The organism is Budvicia aquatica DSM 5075 = ATCC 35567 (assembly GCF_000427805.1).
GTDB classification, from domain to species: Bacteria; Pseudomonadota; Gammaproteobacteria; order Enterobacterales; family Enterobacteriaceae; genus Budvicia; species Budvicia aquatica.
Window position 1 is genome coordinate 78851 of the sequence record NZ_ATYS01000009.1, and the last position, 17996, is coordinate 96846.

Consider the following 17996-nt stretch of genomic DNA (forward strand, 5'->3'; position numbering starts at 1 on the left):
GCAGCATAAACCCAAATATGACTGAGGGCGACTTTATATATATCACTGCAGTTAATCACACAAATTGTTGGGGTAATGCTTCTAATTAATGGCGAGTATCGGCTTAACAAGACACCACACTTTAATTTAGTCAGGTCACTTCGGTGGTCTTTTTTACGACTGAAGGAAAGTGAAATGGGATGATAAGCAAAACAAATCGGCGGCTATCGCGATTATGATGTTCATTAGTTGAGTGGTTTGACATGGCTATTCTGTCACTTTATAGGGAAATAGAAGATGAAATCTATCATATTGGTATTGGTACTTATTTTAATGGGATGTACAGCAAGCCATAATGAGCAGCAGCCGATTCGGGGCTGTGGTGATATTTGCGTTAAGTATTAAGCCATAACAGGGTGAACTTATAGGTCAGTTCACATGCCTGTTGTTTTGTTCTCACGCTGAAGCGTTGATAGATCATTTAGCTGCTTATTTGTTGTTTGAACGGGAGGTAGGTTAAGGCTTAACTGTTTAAAATTTAATATTATTCTTTTGTTTGCTATCTCACTGACGGCTAAACCAGATATTGCGGCCATACTAATGATTAGCGTGATGGTTGAAATTGATGTACTCATCTGTGGTACCCCTGAATTTAACTATGTATTAACATTTTAGATCCTTTTATTTAACTCGCCACTGGTTTAAGCGATATTGTTCATTAGCGACGAGGGGATATGTCATTGAGGTGATTAAGATGTCTAAAAATCAATGACTAAGCGTTAATATAGGTATTGATTTGTTAGTTAAATCCTTGTTAGCGGCTCTATTCGCATAACGTCAGGGTTAGCCTCTGACCCGATAACGATGGCGTTCATTACCGTGCTCAAATAATAGAAATGATCTATATTGATAGAGAGTTTGGGCCGATGAGATTCTTAAATATGAACAAAAAACTAACCGCTGGGGTATCTGCCGTCATAGTGTCGTTTATGATGTTCTTATCTCCGGCTATGGCCGATCCGGGCGGTAATGGAAAAGGTCATCAAGATGGCAATAACCACAAGCAGCAAGGGAATAAAGGGAAAGCCAATAAGGGTAACTCCAATAAGGGCAATTCAGATACCAAAAATAACCCTTCTGACGGTAGCCCGATAAGTATTACTCTTTCGGTAGATCAGGCCAGAGGCTTAGCGGTAAGCTATGGTTTAACCGGTTACCAGTCTCTACCGCCAGGCATTGCCAAAAACCTCGCCCGAGGAAAGCCATTACCTCCCGGAATTGCCAAAAAACGAGTTCCTGCAAATATGCTGAGTGGATTACCACATTATTCGGGATATGACTGGTACATGGTCGGTGATGATTTAGTTCTTGTCGCTGCGACCACTCTGATTGTGAATACGGTTTTGCACAGCGTATTTAATTGATGCCATTGATTGCTATATATCTTATGAGCAGAAAAAATTGTGTTGCAACCAATTGAATATTAATGGTGGGATAATAGGTCGAGCATACGGTTAAAGCCGCCATGGTAAGGCGGTTTTTTCTTTTTATCATTCATCAAAAACGAACATATTCAGTAATAATAAAAGCACCGAATATAACGCTTAGGCATAAGGAAAGGCAGATGAATGTGACAAATACCTTTTCAAACTTACTAAATTTCATCACCTTGAACACCTCCATAAATACTTACTAAAAGTTATAGTTTATGATTTAAATCAATTCCAGTATGTAAAACACACTTTAAGGCAATTTTAATCTTTAATTATGTTCCAACGGTGGCAACTTATTGATACAAACTGCTGTGGGTATTAGTGGCTGGTCTAGGCGGCGGTGAGATGGTTTTTCTCTTCGAGAATGGGGGCATCTGGTCAGTCATGGCATTCAGCAGCCATAAAAAAGCCCCAGCGAGTGGGGCAAAAATTACATAATGATTGCAGGTATGGTGTCGCCAGTACCTACAACACAAGCATAGATGACAAGTCGGTTAATGCCAGTCGTGAGTGGTTTTTTTACAACCTAAAGTCAATCTTACGATATAATCCTTATGATTATTGCCATAGATTAGCTGTGATTTGTTAAACGTAGGTTTTGATGTTTTAAAAAATACAACATATTGGTTGTGTGTGATCTATTTAAAGTGATTGCATTCAGTGTAATGATAAATAGGGTTTAAATTTCGATGATACCGTTGCTTTTTACCTTGTTACATAATGAAGATTTATGTTTAAGACGAATAAGATAACTTTACATACTTAGCGATATATTCTATATTGCCGAATAAAACTGATATAAATAAATTATGATTCCAGAGGCGTTGGAAATATGCTATTTCATGGCATTATGAGTAATATCTGTATCATGATCACCGGATTTTATTTGATCACGAAACTGACCCATGAGCCACTGAGTCCAACGCTATCGGTGGGTAAAAAAGTTCAGTTAGGGATAACCACCGGGTTACTGGGTTATATTTTGATGTTATCGGCGGTGCCAGCCCCGATTAGTGACCAAATCATACTCGATTTTCGCCATGTACCGCTTATTATTATCTCCTGTTACGTTGGCGGGTTACCTGCGCTGATTGCCTGTATCATTATTGCCGTTGCGCGCTTACAGTTTGGCCTGAGCGCTACCGCCATAAGCGTATCTCTAACCTATTTAATGTTGGGTCTGATACTTTATTTTAGTGATAAATATGTATCCAGAGTGATTAAGGTGCGGGGTATTATATTTAGCATTATAACAATGTTATGTATATGTATTAATTACCTATTGTTCTTTTCAAATGATAAAATAGTCGCATTAAAATTTATTTTAATTATGACGGTTTCTTCTACAATAGCATTAGTGATTGTATTTATATTTATGAAGGATCTTCGCCAGCAAACGGTACAATTCCATTCTTATCGAGAACAGGCTGAGATAGATTTTCTAACGGGCCTAAAGAATAAGAGAATTTTTACCAAGAAGATCGAGGTTCTGTTGCAGTTCTCTTATGACACCACGCTATTAGTTATTGACGTTGATAAGTTTAAATCAATTAACGATCGGTATGGTCACGATGGCGGAGATGCGGTTTTGAAACAGTTAGCGACGGTAATGAAAACCCATTGCCATAATAACCAAGAGCCGTTCAGGGTAGGTGGTGAAGAGTTTGCAGTGATATTAACGCAAATGACGCCGGAACAAAGTTATCAAATGGCGGAAGAGCTGCGGCAGGCGATTGAAGCGTCGGAGTTTATTCTGCCTGATGAACAGGAGCTAAAAGTGACAATCTCTATTGGCATAAGTCGGTCGCCAATAGATGGTAAAACCATCAATGAACTCTATCGCAAAGCCGATATGGCTTTATATCGGGCTAAGTATCAGGGGCGAAATCAGGTCGTGGTTTATCAGCAGCAGGACTTTGAGGCAGAGAGTAATTCGCCGGTCCCGCTGACGTAATCGAGACCGTAGCCTGACTAAATTCTATTTAGCCGATGTATTTGTACTGTGGGAAGTGACCATTGGCAGATGATAATAGAGCGCACCTGCCTGCCTAATTTAAATATAATAAGCTATAGGTTTGTTATGGTTAAATTAACCATCGAATTAATTCACTCGAAATAAGCCATTTAATTAAAGAGATCTACATCACATTAAATTACCCTGCAACAGGTTATTCAACTTCAAAAAAATAACATTGTGAACTAATTTAGCCGGTAATTAGTTTTATTTGCATAGTATTGCTTTATATCCCTAAAGATAATGGGCTCAATCAAAAAAGAGAATAGACAACACATAATAGTCTAAACCTATATTCTCTTTGAGAGAGTCATAAATATCACACCGTATTTTTTCAAAATAATGGAAAGCGGATATCAACGGAATTTCAAGTTGTTGAGGGGATTTTTCATGGCAAAAACTCGCATCAGATGGACACTGGCTACCTTTATGTTTATCGGTGGCATTATTAACTACATGGACCGGGCATCACTGTCAGTGATGGCACCTTTTATTGAAAAAGATTTACAGTTAACACAAACCCAAATGGGGATGGTCTTTAGCAGTTTTTTTCTTGGTTATGCGCTGTTCTGCTTTATTGGTGGTATGTGTGCCGATCGGTTCGGGCCGAGAAAAACCATGGCCGGCGCCATTGGACTCTGGTCTATTTTTTGTGGACTGACCGCTGCCGTTACCGGATTCTTTTCTATGGTGGTGGTGCGGGTGTTATTTGGTATGGGCGAAGGGCCGATGCAGACCACGATTAATAAAACCATTAAAAGCTGGTTTCCGAGAAAAGAGGCGGCAACGGCTACCGGTTTTGTAAATTCAGGGCAACCTTTAGGCGGTGCCTTATGCGGGCCTATAGTCGGATCTTTTGCTCTTTTTTTAGGCTGGCGGGCGGCGTTTATCATCATCATGTTGTTCGGTTTTTTATGGCTATATGGCTGGTATCGAATTGCCAGAGATACACCGGCAGAGCATCCCAAGGTTAATCAGGCAGAATTAGAATATATTCAGGCCGGACTGGAAGAAAAACCCAGTGACCAAGCTTCGACGACTGATGCGCCTAAGCTGAGCTATTACCTGACCCGTTCGACCGTATGGGCAACTGCTGCCGGTTATTTTGCCTACAGCTATGTGCTGTCGTTTTTCCTGACCTGGTTTCCGACCTATTTGGTGCGTGAACATGGTTTGGATATTAAAACCATGGGGTTTGTTAATGCGATTCCGTGGCTATTTGGCGCGGTAGGCTTATTAACCGGCGGTCTTATTTGTGACTGGTTATTCCGTCGCAGCGGTAAAGCATTGGCCTCCAGCAAGACCGTTGTGGTCGGCGGAATGCTGCTATCAGCCGCCGGGATTATTTATGCCAGTAATATATCTACCGTATATCCGGCGGTCGCACTGATGACACTGACGGTTTACTGCTTATATAACGCAGGCACCTGTATATGGTCGACGGTGCTGGATACCATTCCTCAAAAAAGCATCGGCAGCGTTGGCGGCTTTATCCACTTTATTGCCAACCTGGCCGGTGTTATTTGCCCGACGGTGACCGGCTATATTCTGGATCGCAGTGGCTCATTCCCACTGACCTTTGTGATTGCCGGCGTAATTGCGATTATTGGTGCGGCTGCAATTCTATTCTTTGTTCGCCCCATTAAGGCTAAAGAGGCGGTTAAATCTGCTTAATGACCCGACTGATACAGATGTTTCAAACTCAACGATAGCAACGGCTATGGCATTTATTATGGCAGCAACAGGCAGGCTGTAAGCTCTGTTGTGATGAAAGGAGATATTAATGCAGAAGATACTATGTATTCATCCTGACGATGACATGTTAGTCGCGCTAAAAGATGTATATCAGGGAGAGCAGGTCAGTTGGAACGACGAACGCTTTACCTTAGTGACAGAGACGCCGGCTAAACATAAGTTTGCCCGCCGAGACGTTCAGGCAGGTGACATTCTTTGCTTATATGGCGTGCCGGTAGCGAAAGCAACCCGACCAATAGCTAAGGGTGAGACCGTTACGACAGAAAATATTCAACACTATGCCGCAGAGGTCGACGTTAATTCAGCCAGGCCATATCACTGGCAGGCTCCGGATGTCAGTCAGTGGCAGGGGCGAATGTTTAACGGCGTAATCAGAGCCGACGGCCGAATAGGTACTGCTAACTATTGGCTGATTATTCCCTTAGTCTTTTGCGAAAATCGAACGGTAGAAAAATTACGCGATGCGTTAGAGAAGCCGTTAGGTTATCGAACAGACGACCTGACATCGCTGACGGCTTCGCTACTGGGCCAATTAAGTGAAAATCACGATCCGGTTATCCCACGGCCATTCCCCAACTTAGATGGTATTCGTATTATCACTCATAACAGCGGATGCGGCGGAACGACGGTCGACTCTCAGTCACTGTGCAAAATTTTAGCCGCATATGCCGATCACCCTAACGTGGCCGGCATAACGGTATTCAGCCTGGGGTGTGAGAAAGCGCAGATTAAAATGTTTAAACAGGCTCTTAATACGCGTAATCCTGACTTTGATAAACCCTGTCTGATTTATCGCCAGCAGGACTGGCATAGCGAAGCCGAAATGATGCAGCGGGCAGTCGCAGAAACGTTTGAACACTTAAAGGATGCCAATAAGTTCGTCAGGCAGCCGGTCCCGGTTTCAGCATTAAAGATTGGCGTGAAGTGTGGCGGTTCTGACGGGTTTTCCGGTATTTCAGCTAATCCGGCGATGGGGGTAGTTTCCGATCTTTTGGTGACGCTGGGTGGCGGTTCAGTGCTGGCTGAGTTTCCTGAGCTGTGCGGGGCGGAAGCCAATATGATCGACCGCTGTCTTAAGCGCGAAGATAAACAGCGGTTTGTGGATTTGATGCAACGCTACGAGGTGGAAGCTCAGGCCTGCGGCGCATCGATTGCTGACAATCCGAGCCCGGGTAATATTAAAGACGGATTAATTACCGATGCCATCAAGTCTACCGGTGCGGCTAAAAAAGCGGGGACAGCTCCGATTACCAGCGTATTAGATTACGGTGAACCCATGCCGGACAGCGGTTTGTCTTTGTTGTGTACTCCGGGCAATGACGTTGAAGCGGTTACCGGTATGGTGGCGTCCGGGGCCAACGTAGTGATTTTTTCTACCGGGCTGGGCACGCCGACCGGAAATCCGATAGTGCCGGTATTGAAAATTGCGACCAATACGACGATGGCTAATAAATTGAGTGACATGATTGATTTTGACTGTGGCCCGATTATTGATGGTGTAGCGATCAATGCCATCGGTGAGCAACTGTTTGATAAAGTGATTGAGACTGCCGGACGCGACTATATTGTTAAAGCCGACCGCTTAGCTCAATATGATTTTATATTCTGGAAGCGGGAAACATCGTTATAAGCCCTGTTGCTTAAAGCCTTCGGCCGATAGCTATCAATGACTATCGGCCGTAAGCCGGATGTATGACGCGAAAATGGAGTTGCAAACCATGCCAAAAATACAGGTCTATAATCGCGAAATCCCGCATAATTCTTGTCTGGTGTTCGAAACAATTGTCCACCGGTTCAGTTCAACCTGGCACGTTCATCGGGATTTCGAAATTGTTTATATTGAGTCAGGGTGGGGGCACATACAGTACGGTTCCGGCGTGAAAGCGTATAAAGCAGGGGATTTGATTCTGCTTGGCCCATGGATCCCGCATGAGTTTCTGGAAGATAGCCTGAATCACCATTCGGTGTCGTTGATTTTTAACCGGGACTTTTTAGTGTCCGGCTTTTTTGACAGTGAAATTACTAAAGAACTGCGTGACTTACTGGACCGTGCAATTGAGGGAATGATATTCCACGGGCAGGATAACGATTATTTTCCTTTTCTGGTCAGGTTAATTAAAACAGAATCCGGCCTGATGCAGGCTATTCATATACTGACGTTATTGATTCAGCTCTCGGTCAATAACCGTTTTAGCATCATCTCTGAACATTACGATTATCACTCTGACTTTCGTAAAAATCAGCTTAAATCAGAGCAGGTTCTTCGCTATATCAACGAAAATGCCTTCCGAAAATTACTGGTTGATGAGGTTGCTAAACATTTTTGTATGTCGCGCAGTACCTTTACCCGATTTTTTAATACTTATGTTGGGGTAAGTTTTAGCAAATATCTCACTTCGCTACGCATTCAAAAGGCATGTGCGCTATTACACAGCACCCCTCAGCCGATTATTAATATCGGGCAGGATATTGGTTTTGATACCACCTCAGCCTTTAACCGCGCATTTCTACAGCTGACGGGTAAAACGCCAAGGGAATACAGAAAAGGCGGCGGGCAGGTGGAGAAGGCCGGGTAACGACCGTGCGCGGGTTCGGCCTCCCGCCGTTTGATGTATATTTTCCTCAATGCTTTATTCTGTTTGTCACTCGATGGTAAAAGTTGCGTCATGCCCTGACTCGACGCAATATACGGCTATCCGTTATTTATTTGCCGCCGTATTGTTCGGGCCTAAGTTGGGGGTATTTGTCTTTGGCAATCCCGACCAGCATTCTGTCGGCCTATGTGATTAGCGAAACTCTGAATATTATCAAAACATTAGGAAATAAATTGTTATATGGAACAGATAAATCAACAACAGCAGGAGTGGGATATTGTCCGTCGCTATCTGGAACAGGCAACGCCGGCACAGTGGCATCTATTCGCTGCTCGCTCAAACTATGATGGCAATGATCAACCGCTACGCTGGCTTATTGATAATCCTAATCTCGATCGGGCAACGGCGTTACTGATCTATTGGTATTTAGGTGCCGGGTGGTACGTTCAGTTTGAGTCTGAACAGAAGATGCAGTCCTATGAGCGAGAAACCTTTCAACAGCTAAAGTTGCTTGAACAACGCTATAGCGAAGGCTATTACGCTTGCCATAATATCTGGTTTGATCCGTTACAGTCAGAGGGCGGAAGGCCTGATGATTATGCTGACTTAGTGGTGAAGCGCCCAATTCCTGACTTGATGTTAATCGCAGTGGAAGGAACGGAGTTTGTCGATCTGGATGATGACCAATACGATGACGGATTACCGATGGATATCGCCGAACAGATATTTGCCCTGTATAGCTGATATCTATCAGCAAGCGAATAAACGGATATCAGCGATAACCCTCTCTGATATCCGTCAAACTCTAGCCAAGATGTTTGGCATGAAACCTGAGGTGGTCTTCAATAAAGCTGGCTATAAAATAGTAGCTATGGTCATAGCCCGGTTGAATCCTGACCTTTACCGGCCAGTTGCGAGCCTGAGCGGCCTGACAAAAAGCCTCCGGCTGTAGCTGTTCAGGCAGGAATGAATCTGCGCCACCCTGATCGATTAATATCGGTAACTGATGGGTGCTCTGGCTGAGTAAATAGCAGCTGTCGTACTGTTGCCAGCATGTTTTATCATCGCCTAAATAATGGCTAAAGGCTTTTATTCCCCAGGGAACCTGTGACGGATTCACAATAGGTGCAAAGGCGGATACTGAGCTAAAGCGCTGTGGGTTGCGCAGGGCTAGGGTTAATGCACCATGTCCGCCCATTGAATGCCCACAGATAGATTGTTTGCCGCTCAGATTAAAATTAGCCGCCAGCAGCACGGGTAATTCCTGACTAATATAGTCATCCATTTTAAAATGTTCTGCCCAAGGGGCCTGAGTGGCATTGAGATAAAATCCTGCCCCCTGACCTAAGTCGTAGGCCGGATCGTTAGCCACATGCTCTCCGCGAGGGCTGGTATCCGGAATGACTAATATTAGCCCCAGTTCGGCAGCGATCCGCTGTGCTCCGGCTTTAGTGGTGAAATTCTCATCGCTACAGGTCAGGCCGGATAACCAATAGACTAATGGCAGCGGTGTATTATCTTCAGCCTGCGGGGGTAAATAAATACTTAAGGTCATATCGCATTTTAGCGAAGCAGAATAATGGCTATAGCGTTGCTGCCTGCCGCCAAATAACCGGTGTTCTTCAGTTAAGGTCAGATTTTCAGGTTTAGACATAAATAGCGAATTCCTTGGTAGTCTTAAAGAGAGCCGTGCCGTTAGAGGGGAGTGACTCCCGGCATTTAAAATATCATATTGGTCGCCAGAAATAGTGAATTCCACCGCGTTCTTGGTGGGTAAACTGACAGATAATCCGTTTTCAGTAAAATAGGCCGAACCTGAAGCCTTCCGGCCTATTTTATTTAACTCATCGATTAGCGGTTAAAGTGAATAACGCTGCGGATTGATTTACCTTCATGCATCAGATCGAAGGCATGGTTGATCTCATCCAGGCCCATAGTATGAGTGATAAAGTCATCCAGCTTAAATTCACCATCCAGATAACGCTGAACAATACCCGGTAACTCAGAACGCCCTTTAACACCACCAAAGGCCGAACCACGCCATACTCGGCCGGTGACCAGTTGGAATGGACGCGTTGAGATCTCTTCTCCGGCACCGGCGACGCCGATAATAACCGATTCACCCCAGCCTTTATGGCAGCATTCCAGCGCTGAACGCATCACATTAACATTGCCGATACATTCAAAGGAGAAGTCTACGCCGCCGTCAGTCAGTTCAACGATCACATCCTGAATAGGCTTATCGTAATCTTTAGGATTAATCAGGTCGGTTGCCCCCAGCTTACGGGCCAGTTCAAACTTACTGGTGTTAATATCTATCCCGATAATTCGGCCTGCACCGGCCATTTTAGCGCCAATAATGGCTGAAAGCCCGATACCGCCAAGACCAAAAATAGCCACGCTATCACCGGCTTTAACTTTAGCGGTATTCATTACCGCACCCATTCCGGTGGTCACACCACAGCCTAACAGGCAGACTTCTTCCAACGGGGCTTGTTTGCTGATTTTAGCCAGCGAGATTTCCGGTAATACGGTGTACTCGGAGAAGGTTGAGGTTCCCATATAGTGGAAAATAGGCTTACCGTCTTTATAGAAACGGGTTGTGCCGTCTGGCATCAGCCCTTTGCCCTGAGTGGTTCGAATAGCCTGACACAGATTGGTTTTACCTGATTTACAGAACTTACATTCACCACACTCCGGGGTATATAGCGGAATCACATGGTCACCAACTTGAACGCTGGTCACGCCTTCGCCAATAGCTTCGACGATACCGCCACCTTCATGACCGAGTACCGCAGGGAATACGCCCTCAGGATCTTTGCCCGAAAGCGTATAGGCATCAGTATGACAAACACCGGTAGCGACAATTCTGACCAGCACTTCGCCTTTCTGCGGCGGCATCAGGTCCAGCTCTTCAATCACCAGAGGCTGGTTCGGGCCCCATGCAACGGCGGCGCGAGTTTTGATCATCTGCATAGTAAGCTTCCTTTTATGACGGAATAATGGAGGAATGTAAAAACTTATCCCTTAGTGTAACCGTTTAGGCTGATATTTGAAGAAAATGATCGCCTGAATAGCGAGGGCGAAGGTTTTATGGCGATGTGATTTTAGCCACCTGAGATATCGCTCGCCGTTTTAATATCCGGCTCAGAATCCAAAGGTAAAGTGGCAGCAATGCCCCGGCGATTATCGCCAGATGCAAAATGGTGCTGATACTGGCAGAACTCACATCGTTATTGCCGAGTAAAGCAGCAGGAATAAAAAACGCAACGGTTGCTGCCAGATTTGTCTGTGCGGTTTGCAGTAGATTAAACCCTGCCCGATGGGCATTATCGGGAAAATAAGACGACATCACCGATGATGAAACAATGCGCATATAGGTTGAAAACATAAACAGAATCATAAACCAGTAACCGTTAATCATATTCAGCGCTAATAACACCAGCGTTAGGCAATAAAGCAGGCTGGCTGCGCTCCCTGTCCATAACGCTCCCCACTTATCGGCGAGTCTTCCAGCCAGATGGGTTCCGATATAGCTACTAAGACCGCCGACAAAAAATGCCAATGGAATCTGGTCAGAAGGGATTTGAGTCAGATTAATTAATATCGGAACCAGAATCGGAATAATCACAAAAGGGGCAAAGTTAGAGACGGCATTAGCGACAGAAGCCAGTAATACGGCAGGTGACATGCTTAGGCTTTGAGCTGCCGGCCGAGTGATTTTCTCTGCCGTTTCTTCAGGTAAACAATAGCTGACCAGAGGCAGGCAAATAACACAAATGGCGGCAATCAGCCAGAACGGAGCGTGCCAGCTTAGATGTTCTGCCAGATAAAGTGATAAGGGGAGCCCCAGAAGGCTCACCGCTGAAAATGCGCCCACCACGATAGCGATAATTCGACCACGGATCTCCGGCGGTGCCCGATTAAGTAATAGCGCAAGACCAATGCCTAAGGTGATGCCGCCCACCAGTCCGGCCAGTATGCGTAATATTAACAAAGTACTAAGACCGGGTGAAAACGGCGTAATGGCGGTGATGATTGCCAACAGGGCAAGATTAATCGTCAGCGTTCTTTTCTTATCCAGCCGGTCAATAAATAAAAATGAAACAATGCCAGAAACGACCGATGCCGCAGTATACGCACCGGTGACATAGCCTGCGGCACCGATGGGTAACCCGAGATCGTCAGAAATATATTTAAACAGCGGCCCGACCATCATGTATTCAAGTGCATGCGTGAACTGCAGCAGGGCGATAATAGCCGCTGAGATAAAGATATTAGATTTAATGTGTTGGTAACGATTCAAAAAAATACTCCATGTCATAGGTTGAATAGTTATCTTATTCGATGGCTGATTATAGGATTAGAGTGATAAAGTGAGATTGATTGTGACTTTATTCGGGATAATGGACGGGTGGTATGGATCTGAATCTGGTACATGTTTTTGTCGCGGTGGTCGACCGGGGGAGTTTTGTCGGCGCGGCAACCATGCTTTCGCTGCCAACTTCGAACGTGAGTCGTTATATTTCACAATTAGAAAAACAGCTCAATTGTCGTTTACTGGAGCGCAGCACGAGAAATATGCGAATTACCGAGGCCGGTAAACTGCTCTATCAGCATGCCAAACCGCTATTAGAATCCCTTGAATTAGCCGAACTCACCCTGACCTCACAGCAGGCTGTGTTAAGTGGTACCTTAAAACTCTGTCTTCCGGGAGAGTTCGGACCGGGCGTTCTGGGGCCTATCCTGGCAGATTTTGCCCAAAGCCATCCGCAGGTTGAGATTCAGTGTAATACCGGATTACCAGGCAGTGAGATCTTGCGAGATGATATTGATTTAGCGATTGTATTTAACCGCGGCCTGCTAGATAACAGCTCACTGATCGCCCGAAAAATAGCGTCAATGACCAGCGTAGTCGTTGCCTCACCCGAGTTACTGAAACAAATCGGAATTCCTAAGCTGACCCGGCAGCTTAAGCAGTTGCCCTGCGTGACGACCTTAAGTGTGCTAAAAGGGCAGCCGTGGCAGTTTATTGATAAATCGGGCAGCCTGCATAAAGTCGCGGTAAGCAGCAGGTATAAGGTAAACAGCGGGGAACTGGCTCGAACGGCGGCGCTACGGGGTATTGGCTTGACTATTTTAGCTGAGAGTGGCTGTCGGGATGATATTGAATCCGGCCGATTGGTTAAGGTTGAGTTTGAAATGGTGCCTGCACCGCTGGAACTGTTAGCACTTTATCCTAGCCGCCAATATGTACCGGCCAGAGTGCGCCTGTTTCTTGAACTGGTTCAAAAAAGGTTGGCGGAACTGGGTTGATTTTCAGTTTAATTGGTTATCGGATGGCATAAAAAACGGCGTCGAAAATTACCGACGCCGTTATTGACCGCGTAATGCGATTAATAGATCGAACGGTAGAGCTGCTTAATTTCTTCTACATTGGTATCCCGAGGGTTACCACCGGTACATACATCGGCAAATGCAGCTTCAGCCAGAGCGTCAATATCGCTCTCTTTCATGCCAACTTCGCGTAGCTTGGCCGGAATACCGACATCTTTACTTAGCTGCTTAACCGCGTTAATTGCCGCTTCCCGTACTTCGGCCAGTGGCATGGTCGCAGCATTTGCTACGTTCATGGCAATGGCGATATCCCGGAACTTCTCAGCGGTATAGTCAGCGTTGTAGGCCATAATATGTGGTAACAGGATTGCGTTAGCGACGCCGTGCGGCGTGTTATAGAAGGCTCCCAGCGGGTGAGCCATTCCGTGTACTAATCCCAGACCGACGTTAGAGAAACCCATACCGGCAATATACTGACCCAGAGCCATATCTTCTACGCCGGCCGCTTCTCCTTTTACTGAAGAGCGCAGTGAACGGGCGATAATTTCGATGGCTTTCAGATGCATCATATCGGTCAGTTCCCATGCACCTTTGGTCGTCAGACCTTCGATAGCATGAGTCAGTGCGTCAATGCCGGTTGCCGCTTTTAATGAGGCCGGCATGCTGGACATCATTTCGGAGTCGATAATTGCGATCACCGGAATATCGTGCGGATCAACGCAAACGAATTTACGACGGTTCTCTTCGTCAGTAATAACGTAGTTAATCGTCACCTCTGCCGCGGTACCCGCAGTGGTTGGAATAGCAATCATCGGCACGCTGGCTTTTTTAGTTGGAGCAACGCCTTCCAGACTTCTGACATCCGCATATTCCGGATTATTGATAATGATGCCAATAGCTTTACAGGTATCTTGCGGAGAACCGCCGCCGACGGCAATCAGATAATCAGCGCCAGACGCCTTAAATTTTTCAACGCCTTTCTGAACCACGGCGATAGTCGGATTTGGAACAACCTCATCAAAGATTTCGTAAGGGAGTTTAGCCTGATCCAATAACTGACTGACTTTAGTGGCTACGCCAAATTTGATCAGATCTTTATCGGTGACTAATAATGCCTTGGTAAAGCCGCGTTTCTGAACTTCTTCAACGATATGGGCGATGGCGCCCGGACCGAAGTAAGAGGTTTCGTTCAGAATCATTCTATTTGCCATCTTTATAAGCTCCATTAGTTTTGGGATATTGAAAAATAAGGAAATCGTTATAACGGCACAGACCACTAAAGCCGGATAATTATTAAATTAGTTCAGTTTTAGCGCACTTAACCTGATAGGGAAACAGGGGAAATCGATTATCTGATTGTTGTTTGATTTAGATTAGGAAATCGCTTGGCGGAGAACAAAAAATTACAGCCGGTTAGAAAAAATAGCAATATTATCCAGAAGTTATATTGGTGTAACTATCAACATGGAAGCGCTATGAGCCTATCATTGAGCTAAATTAAATACTTTTATGTATGTCCATTTATTTAACACTATTATTTAAGGTGTTTTTTATTATTGATATGGCTAATAATTATTATATTTAACCATTTTCTATTGTTAACTTTTAATAAAACATATTTATTTAACTATAAAGAGTCATTTTTTTGTATTGTTGTGTATTGTTTTATTAATATTTATAAGCATTATCTCTAATCTATAAATCGTTATTGTTTTTGCCCGCAAGGGTAAGTAGAATCTGCATCTAATGATTTTTATGTCTTCATTGTTCATTGATTGAATTCGATGGGCAACGTGTTTGGTTGTTCGTTTAATGGTTTTAACCAACTCTTTATATCTTGTTGTTTTATAATCAAAGGGAATTGTGATTATTATGTTTGGTAAGTCTTTTGCTTTACCGGTTTGTTTTCAGCGAAATTGTCCAACTGACCAAAGTTATATTGGTTATCAAAAGGCTGCGGTACGCTTAGCCTTAGCTATTTCTTTGTTTGCGATCGATAGCATGGCTAGCCTCTCGGCTGCGCCATTGCCGAAGTGGGCTGAATCACCCAAGGTTGAACAGGTAAATTCGCTGCCATTAAGAGAGGCTATATTGCGTTCGTTCGGGAGGAGCCCTGCGATAGAGCAGGCGGCCGCTCAGGCCGGTATTGGAAAGGCGCAAATCGATGAGGCAAAAAGTGCCTGGCTGCCACAGGTTGGCTTAAACGGAGCGGCAGGCCAGTCCAAGCAAACTGACTCCAATGGAACGCTTAGAAACTCTGCCTCGTACGGTATCACGCTGTCTCAGTTAGTCTATGACTTCGGTAAAACCAATAATAATATCAAGCAGCAACAGACTCTGTCGGCCTCTTATCACTACAATTTATTGAACGTAATGACCGAGGTCGGAGAAAAAACCACGTTGGCCTATTTACAGGTTAAACGTTATCAGGCGCTGTGCAGCGCAGTAGAGACAAATATTCGCTCTCTGGATAATGTAAAAAGCATGGCTGCTTTACGTGCCGATGCCGGTCTGAGCTCAAGTTCCGATGTATTACAGGCTGAGAGTCGGATAGCGGCAATGCGAGCGACGTTAGAACAGTATAAAGCCGAGCTGGAAACGGCAAAGTCACAACTGGCGGTATTAACCGGTATTCGCGCCGATATATTACCCGACTTCCCCGAGCAATTATTAGAGCAACCTATTAGCCTAAATGATATTAACTATCAGAATAATCCACAGGTCCAGTCCGCTCAGTCGCAGCAAAATGCGGCCAGTTATGGTGTAAAAAATGCTCAGTCTCAATACTGGCCAACGCTAAGCCTTCAGGCCGGGCGCACTCGCTATGAGACTGACAATCACGCATATTGGAACGATCAGATGCAGCTGTCAGTTGAGGCACCTATTTATCAGGGCGGTGCAACATCGGCCAGAATTAAGCAGGCGGAAGGCGCCAGACGGGCCGCTGAATCACAGGTTAATCAGGCTAAGATGGATATTAACCAGCGTGCAGCAACGGCGTTTGCTAACTGGAATGGTGCCAGAGAAAGAGAAGAGGCCGGTCAGCAGCAATTTACCAGTGCGGTAACTGCCCGGGATGTTTATAAAAATGAATATAAACTCAGCAAGCGTAGCCTCAATGATCTACTCACCGTCGAACAGGATGTTCACCAGGCGGCAGTAGCGCAGCTTTCGGCTGATTTTGACGGATGGAACTCATCGGTGAGCTATGCGGCCGCTGTCGATAATTTGCTACCTCTGTTAGATATCGTTAGAAAGCATCAGGATGACTTACCAAACTTATAGTTATTTACTTCATGACTGATTTATATAGATTAAATAAAATGCGGCGGGTTAAGCTGTCTTGCGGTTGAATGCGCCGGTGCTTCAACCCCTATTCTTAACGGTTTATTAGCGCGAATTATTGCATCATTATCTGAATTGTGTATGGTTACAGACTGATTTATTTGACTGTTACCATTACTCTGAAGAGCTAATAACCGACCATGAACGTGATTCGCTTACGCACAACGGACGATCAACTATTCCCTGCATTTGAGCGGCTTTACCGCATCTCTTTTCCTGAGTACGAACAACGTACCTTTACTCATCATGCTAAAGCGCTGACGGCAGAAAACTGCTTTATAAACTGCTATCAGCAAGAGGACGGGCAGTTTATCGGGTTTGTTGTTTACTGGGCGTTTGCTGAGTATATTTACATCGAGCATTACGCCATTAGCGATAACGTCAGGGGACAGGGCTATGGCACGCTTCTGCTCAGAGAGTTAATTGAGCAAACGGATAAAATTGTGGTGTTGGAGATCGACCCGGTTATCGATGAAATCTCACGTAAAAGATTACGTTTCTATCTGGCGCTGGGCTTTGTAGAAAATCGGTTTACCCACGTTCATCCGCCTTATCAACCTAAGTTTAATGGTCATAGCCTGCGGGTGCTTTCCAGCGGCAGAGAACTGACTGAGGCTGAACATCAGCGTTTTTGTCAGGACCTGGTTGATGTGGTGATGGTCAAGTGAGCCTGGCTTATCGATATAACAGAGGGATTACCCAGAGTGAACACTAAAGATGAGCTGATAACCTTAATCACGTCGTTAGCACTACAGGCGCGTAATAACCCGCAAGAATTAGAAAATAATACGTTGCCGCTCTATTTAGAGGCGATGGCCGCATGGATCGAAGATATGGACGGGTATTATAAGAATACCGGTAAAGATATACCTGATAACCTTAACTGGAGCGTTTTTGCCGATATCTTATCTGCCGCCGCCGTTTACGAGTAACTGAGCCAGTGGTGCCAACTCAGCTATTTTGCTGAGGTTCTGTCCGTGGGCTTATTCAGGATATTAATTGGAAAACAGATGAGTGAATGGACCGGTACCCTGTACTATTTTTATAGCAACAAACAGATATCAGCCGTTTTTAACACATTGAAAACTCAGGCGATGAAAATGGGTTATCAGTTTGATTATCATGAATATAACCTTGAGTGCTCGTTACTTTTTTATACAAATGCAGCCATGCTGAAAGACCATATGGATAACGGATATAACACGGCTATAAATGGCGAAGGGTGCTTCGGTGTTGAAGCTAAAAAAGTTAAATTGGATGGCAAAGCATCCTTATTTGAATTCGAACAGGATACTGACTTTCAGCCGTATGATATTAATCTGATGTTTGATCAAGTGTTCTATTACCGATTAGTCACTCCAGATTCGATAGACGACTGCCGTTTTTCCGCTAAGGCTTACCAGCTATTGCAGGATGCGATTAGAAATACCGCTGAATGACGAGGTTTGAGTGAGTCAGTTTGAGTCATGAGGGTGAAAA

The 17996-nt window shown here is 44.8% G+C and carries 16 protein-coding genes; 11 read left to right on the forward strand and 5 right to left on the reverse strand.

The genetic code is table 11. From position 1 onward, the window contains the following. Positions 1–413 precede the first annotated feature (413 nt). Entirely contained in the window at positions 414–614 is a 201-nt protein-coding gene (locus tag YWE_RS0105535; RefSeq protein ID WP_029093619.1) for a hypothetical protein, read from the reverse strand. Between the two features lie 306 nt (positions 615–920). Here YWE_RS0105535 and YWE_RS0105540 point away from each other — a divergent pair, with 306 nt between their 5' ends. From YWE_RS0105540 to YWE_RS0105565, 6 genes are all read left to right on the forward strand, one after another. Next, positions 921–1403: an anti-virulence regulator CigR family protein gene (locus tag YWE_RS0105540; protein ID WP_029093620.1), complete on the forward strand. Its 483-nt coding sequence runs from the start codon at positions 921–923 to the stop codon at positions 1401–1403. A gap of 955 nt (positions 1404–2358) precedes the next feature. Further along, positions 2359–3426 (forward strand): GGDEF domain-containing protein, encoded by a 1068-nt coding sequence (locus YWE_RS0105545; protein ID WP_161628767.1) that lies wholly within the window; start codon positions 2359–2361, stop codon positions 3424–3426. Between the two features lie 450 nt (positions 3427–3876). Beyond that, positions 3877–5160 (forward strand): MFS transporter, encoded by a 1284-nt coding sequence (locus YWE_RS0105550; RefSeq protein ID WP_029093622.1) that lies wholly within the window; start codon positions 3877–3879, stop codon positions 5158–5160. Positions 5161–5269: 109 nt separating this feature from the next. Then, on the forward strand, positions 5270–6871 hold the full coding sequence (locus YWE_RS0105555) for a UxaA family hydrolase (protein WP_029093623.1): 1602 nt from the start codon (positions 5270–5272) through the stop codon (positions 6869–6871). An 88-nt stretch (positions 6872–6959) separates the two neighbouring features. Next, entirely contained in the window at positions 6960–7817 is an 858-nt protein-coding gene (locus YWE_RS0105560) for an AraC family transcriptional regulator (RefSeq protein ID WP_029093624.1), read from the forward strand. Between the two features lie 258 nt (positions 7818–8075). Beyond that, a complete protein-coding gene (locus tag YWE_RS0105565) occupies positions 8076–8579 on the forward strand; it encodes a DUF4274 domain-containing protein (RefSeq protein ID WP_029093625.1) in 504 nt (167 codons plus the stop codon). A 61-nt stretch (positions 8580–8640) separates the two neighbouring features. On the opposite strand, the gene fghA is transcribed toward YWE_RS0105565, so the two are convergent. The 3 genes from fghA to YWE_RS0105580 all read right to left on the reverse strand — a co-directional run bounded on the left by fghA (position 8641) and on the right by YWE_RS0105580 (position 12141). Continuing rightward, positions 8641–9489, reverse strand: a complete 849-nt coding sequence (gene fghA / locus YWE_RS0105570; protein WP_036015207.1) for an S-formylglutathione hydrolase — start codon at positions 9487–9489, stop codon at positions 8641–8643. 197 nt (positions 9490–9686) lie between these two features. Next, positions 9687–10811, reverse strand: a complete 1125-nt coding sequence (locus YWE_RS0105575; protein WP_029093627.1) for an S-(hydroxymethyl)glutathione dehydrogenase/class III alcohol dehydrogenase — start codon at positions 10809–10811, stop codon at positions 9687–9689. A gap of 115 nt (positions 10812–10926) precedes the next feature. After that, positions 10927–12141 (reverse strand): MFS transporter, encoded by a 1215-nt coding sequence (locus YWE_RS0105580; protein ID WP_051323216.1) that lies wholly within the window; start codon positions 12139–12141, stop codon positions 10927–10929. A gap of 113 nt (positions 12142–12254) precedes the next feature. Between YWE_RS0105580 and YWE_RS0105585 the strand changes: the two genes are divergently transcribed. Further along, a complete protein-coding gene (locus YWE_RS0105585) occupies positions 12255–13151 on the forward strand; it encodes a LysR family transcriptional regulator (RefSeq protein ID WP_029093629.1) in 897 nt (298 codons plus the stop codon). A gap of 80 nt (positions 13152–13231) precedes the next feature. Here YWE_RS0105585 and fucO read toward each other — a convergent pair whose 3' ends face one another. Further along, positions 13232–14383 (reverse strand): lactaldehyde reductase, encoded by a 1152-nt coding sequence (gene fucO / locus YWE_RS0105590; RefSeq protein ID WP_029093630.1) that lies wholly within the window; start codon positions 14381–14383, stop codon positions 13232–13234. Positions 14384–15173: 790 nt separating this feature from the next. Here fucO and YWE_RS0105595 point away from each other — a divergent pair. The 4 genes from YWE_RS0105595 (at position 15174) to YWE_RS0105610 (ending at position 17956) form a co-directional block, all read left to right on the forward strand. After that, entirely contained in the window at positions 15174–16457 is a 1284-nt protein-coding gene (locus YWE_RS0105595; protein ID WP_373875614.1) for a TolC family outer membrane protein, read from the forward strand. Between the two features lie 200 nt (positions 16458–16657). Next, entirely contained in the window at positions 16658–17185 is a 528-nt protein-coding gene (locus YWE_RS0105600; protein WP_029093632.1) for a GNAT family N-acetyltransferase, read from the forward strand. Positions 17186–17221: 36 nt separating this feature from the next. Then, entirely contained in the window at positions 17222–17449 is a 228-nt protein-coding gene (locus tag YWE_RS0105605; RefSeq protein ID WP_174768726.1) for a DUF7660 family protein, read from the forward strand. A 78-nt stretch (positions 17450–17527) separates the two neighbouring features. Then, positions 17528–17956, forward strand: a complete 429-nt coding sequence (locus tag YWE_RS0105610; RefSeq protein WP_029093634.1) for a hypothetical protein — start codon at positions 17528–17530, stop codon at positions 17954–17956. Positions 17957–17996 lie beyond the last annotated feature (40 nt).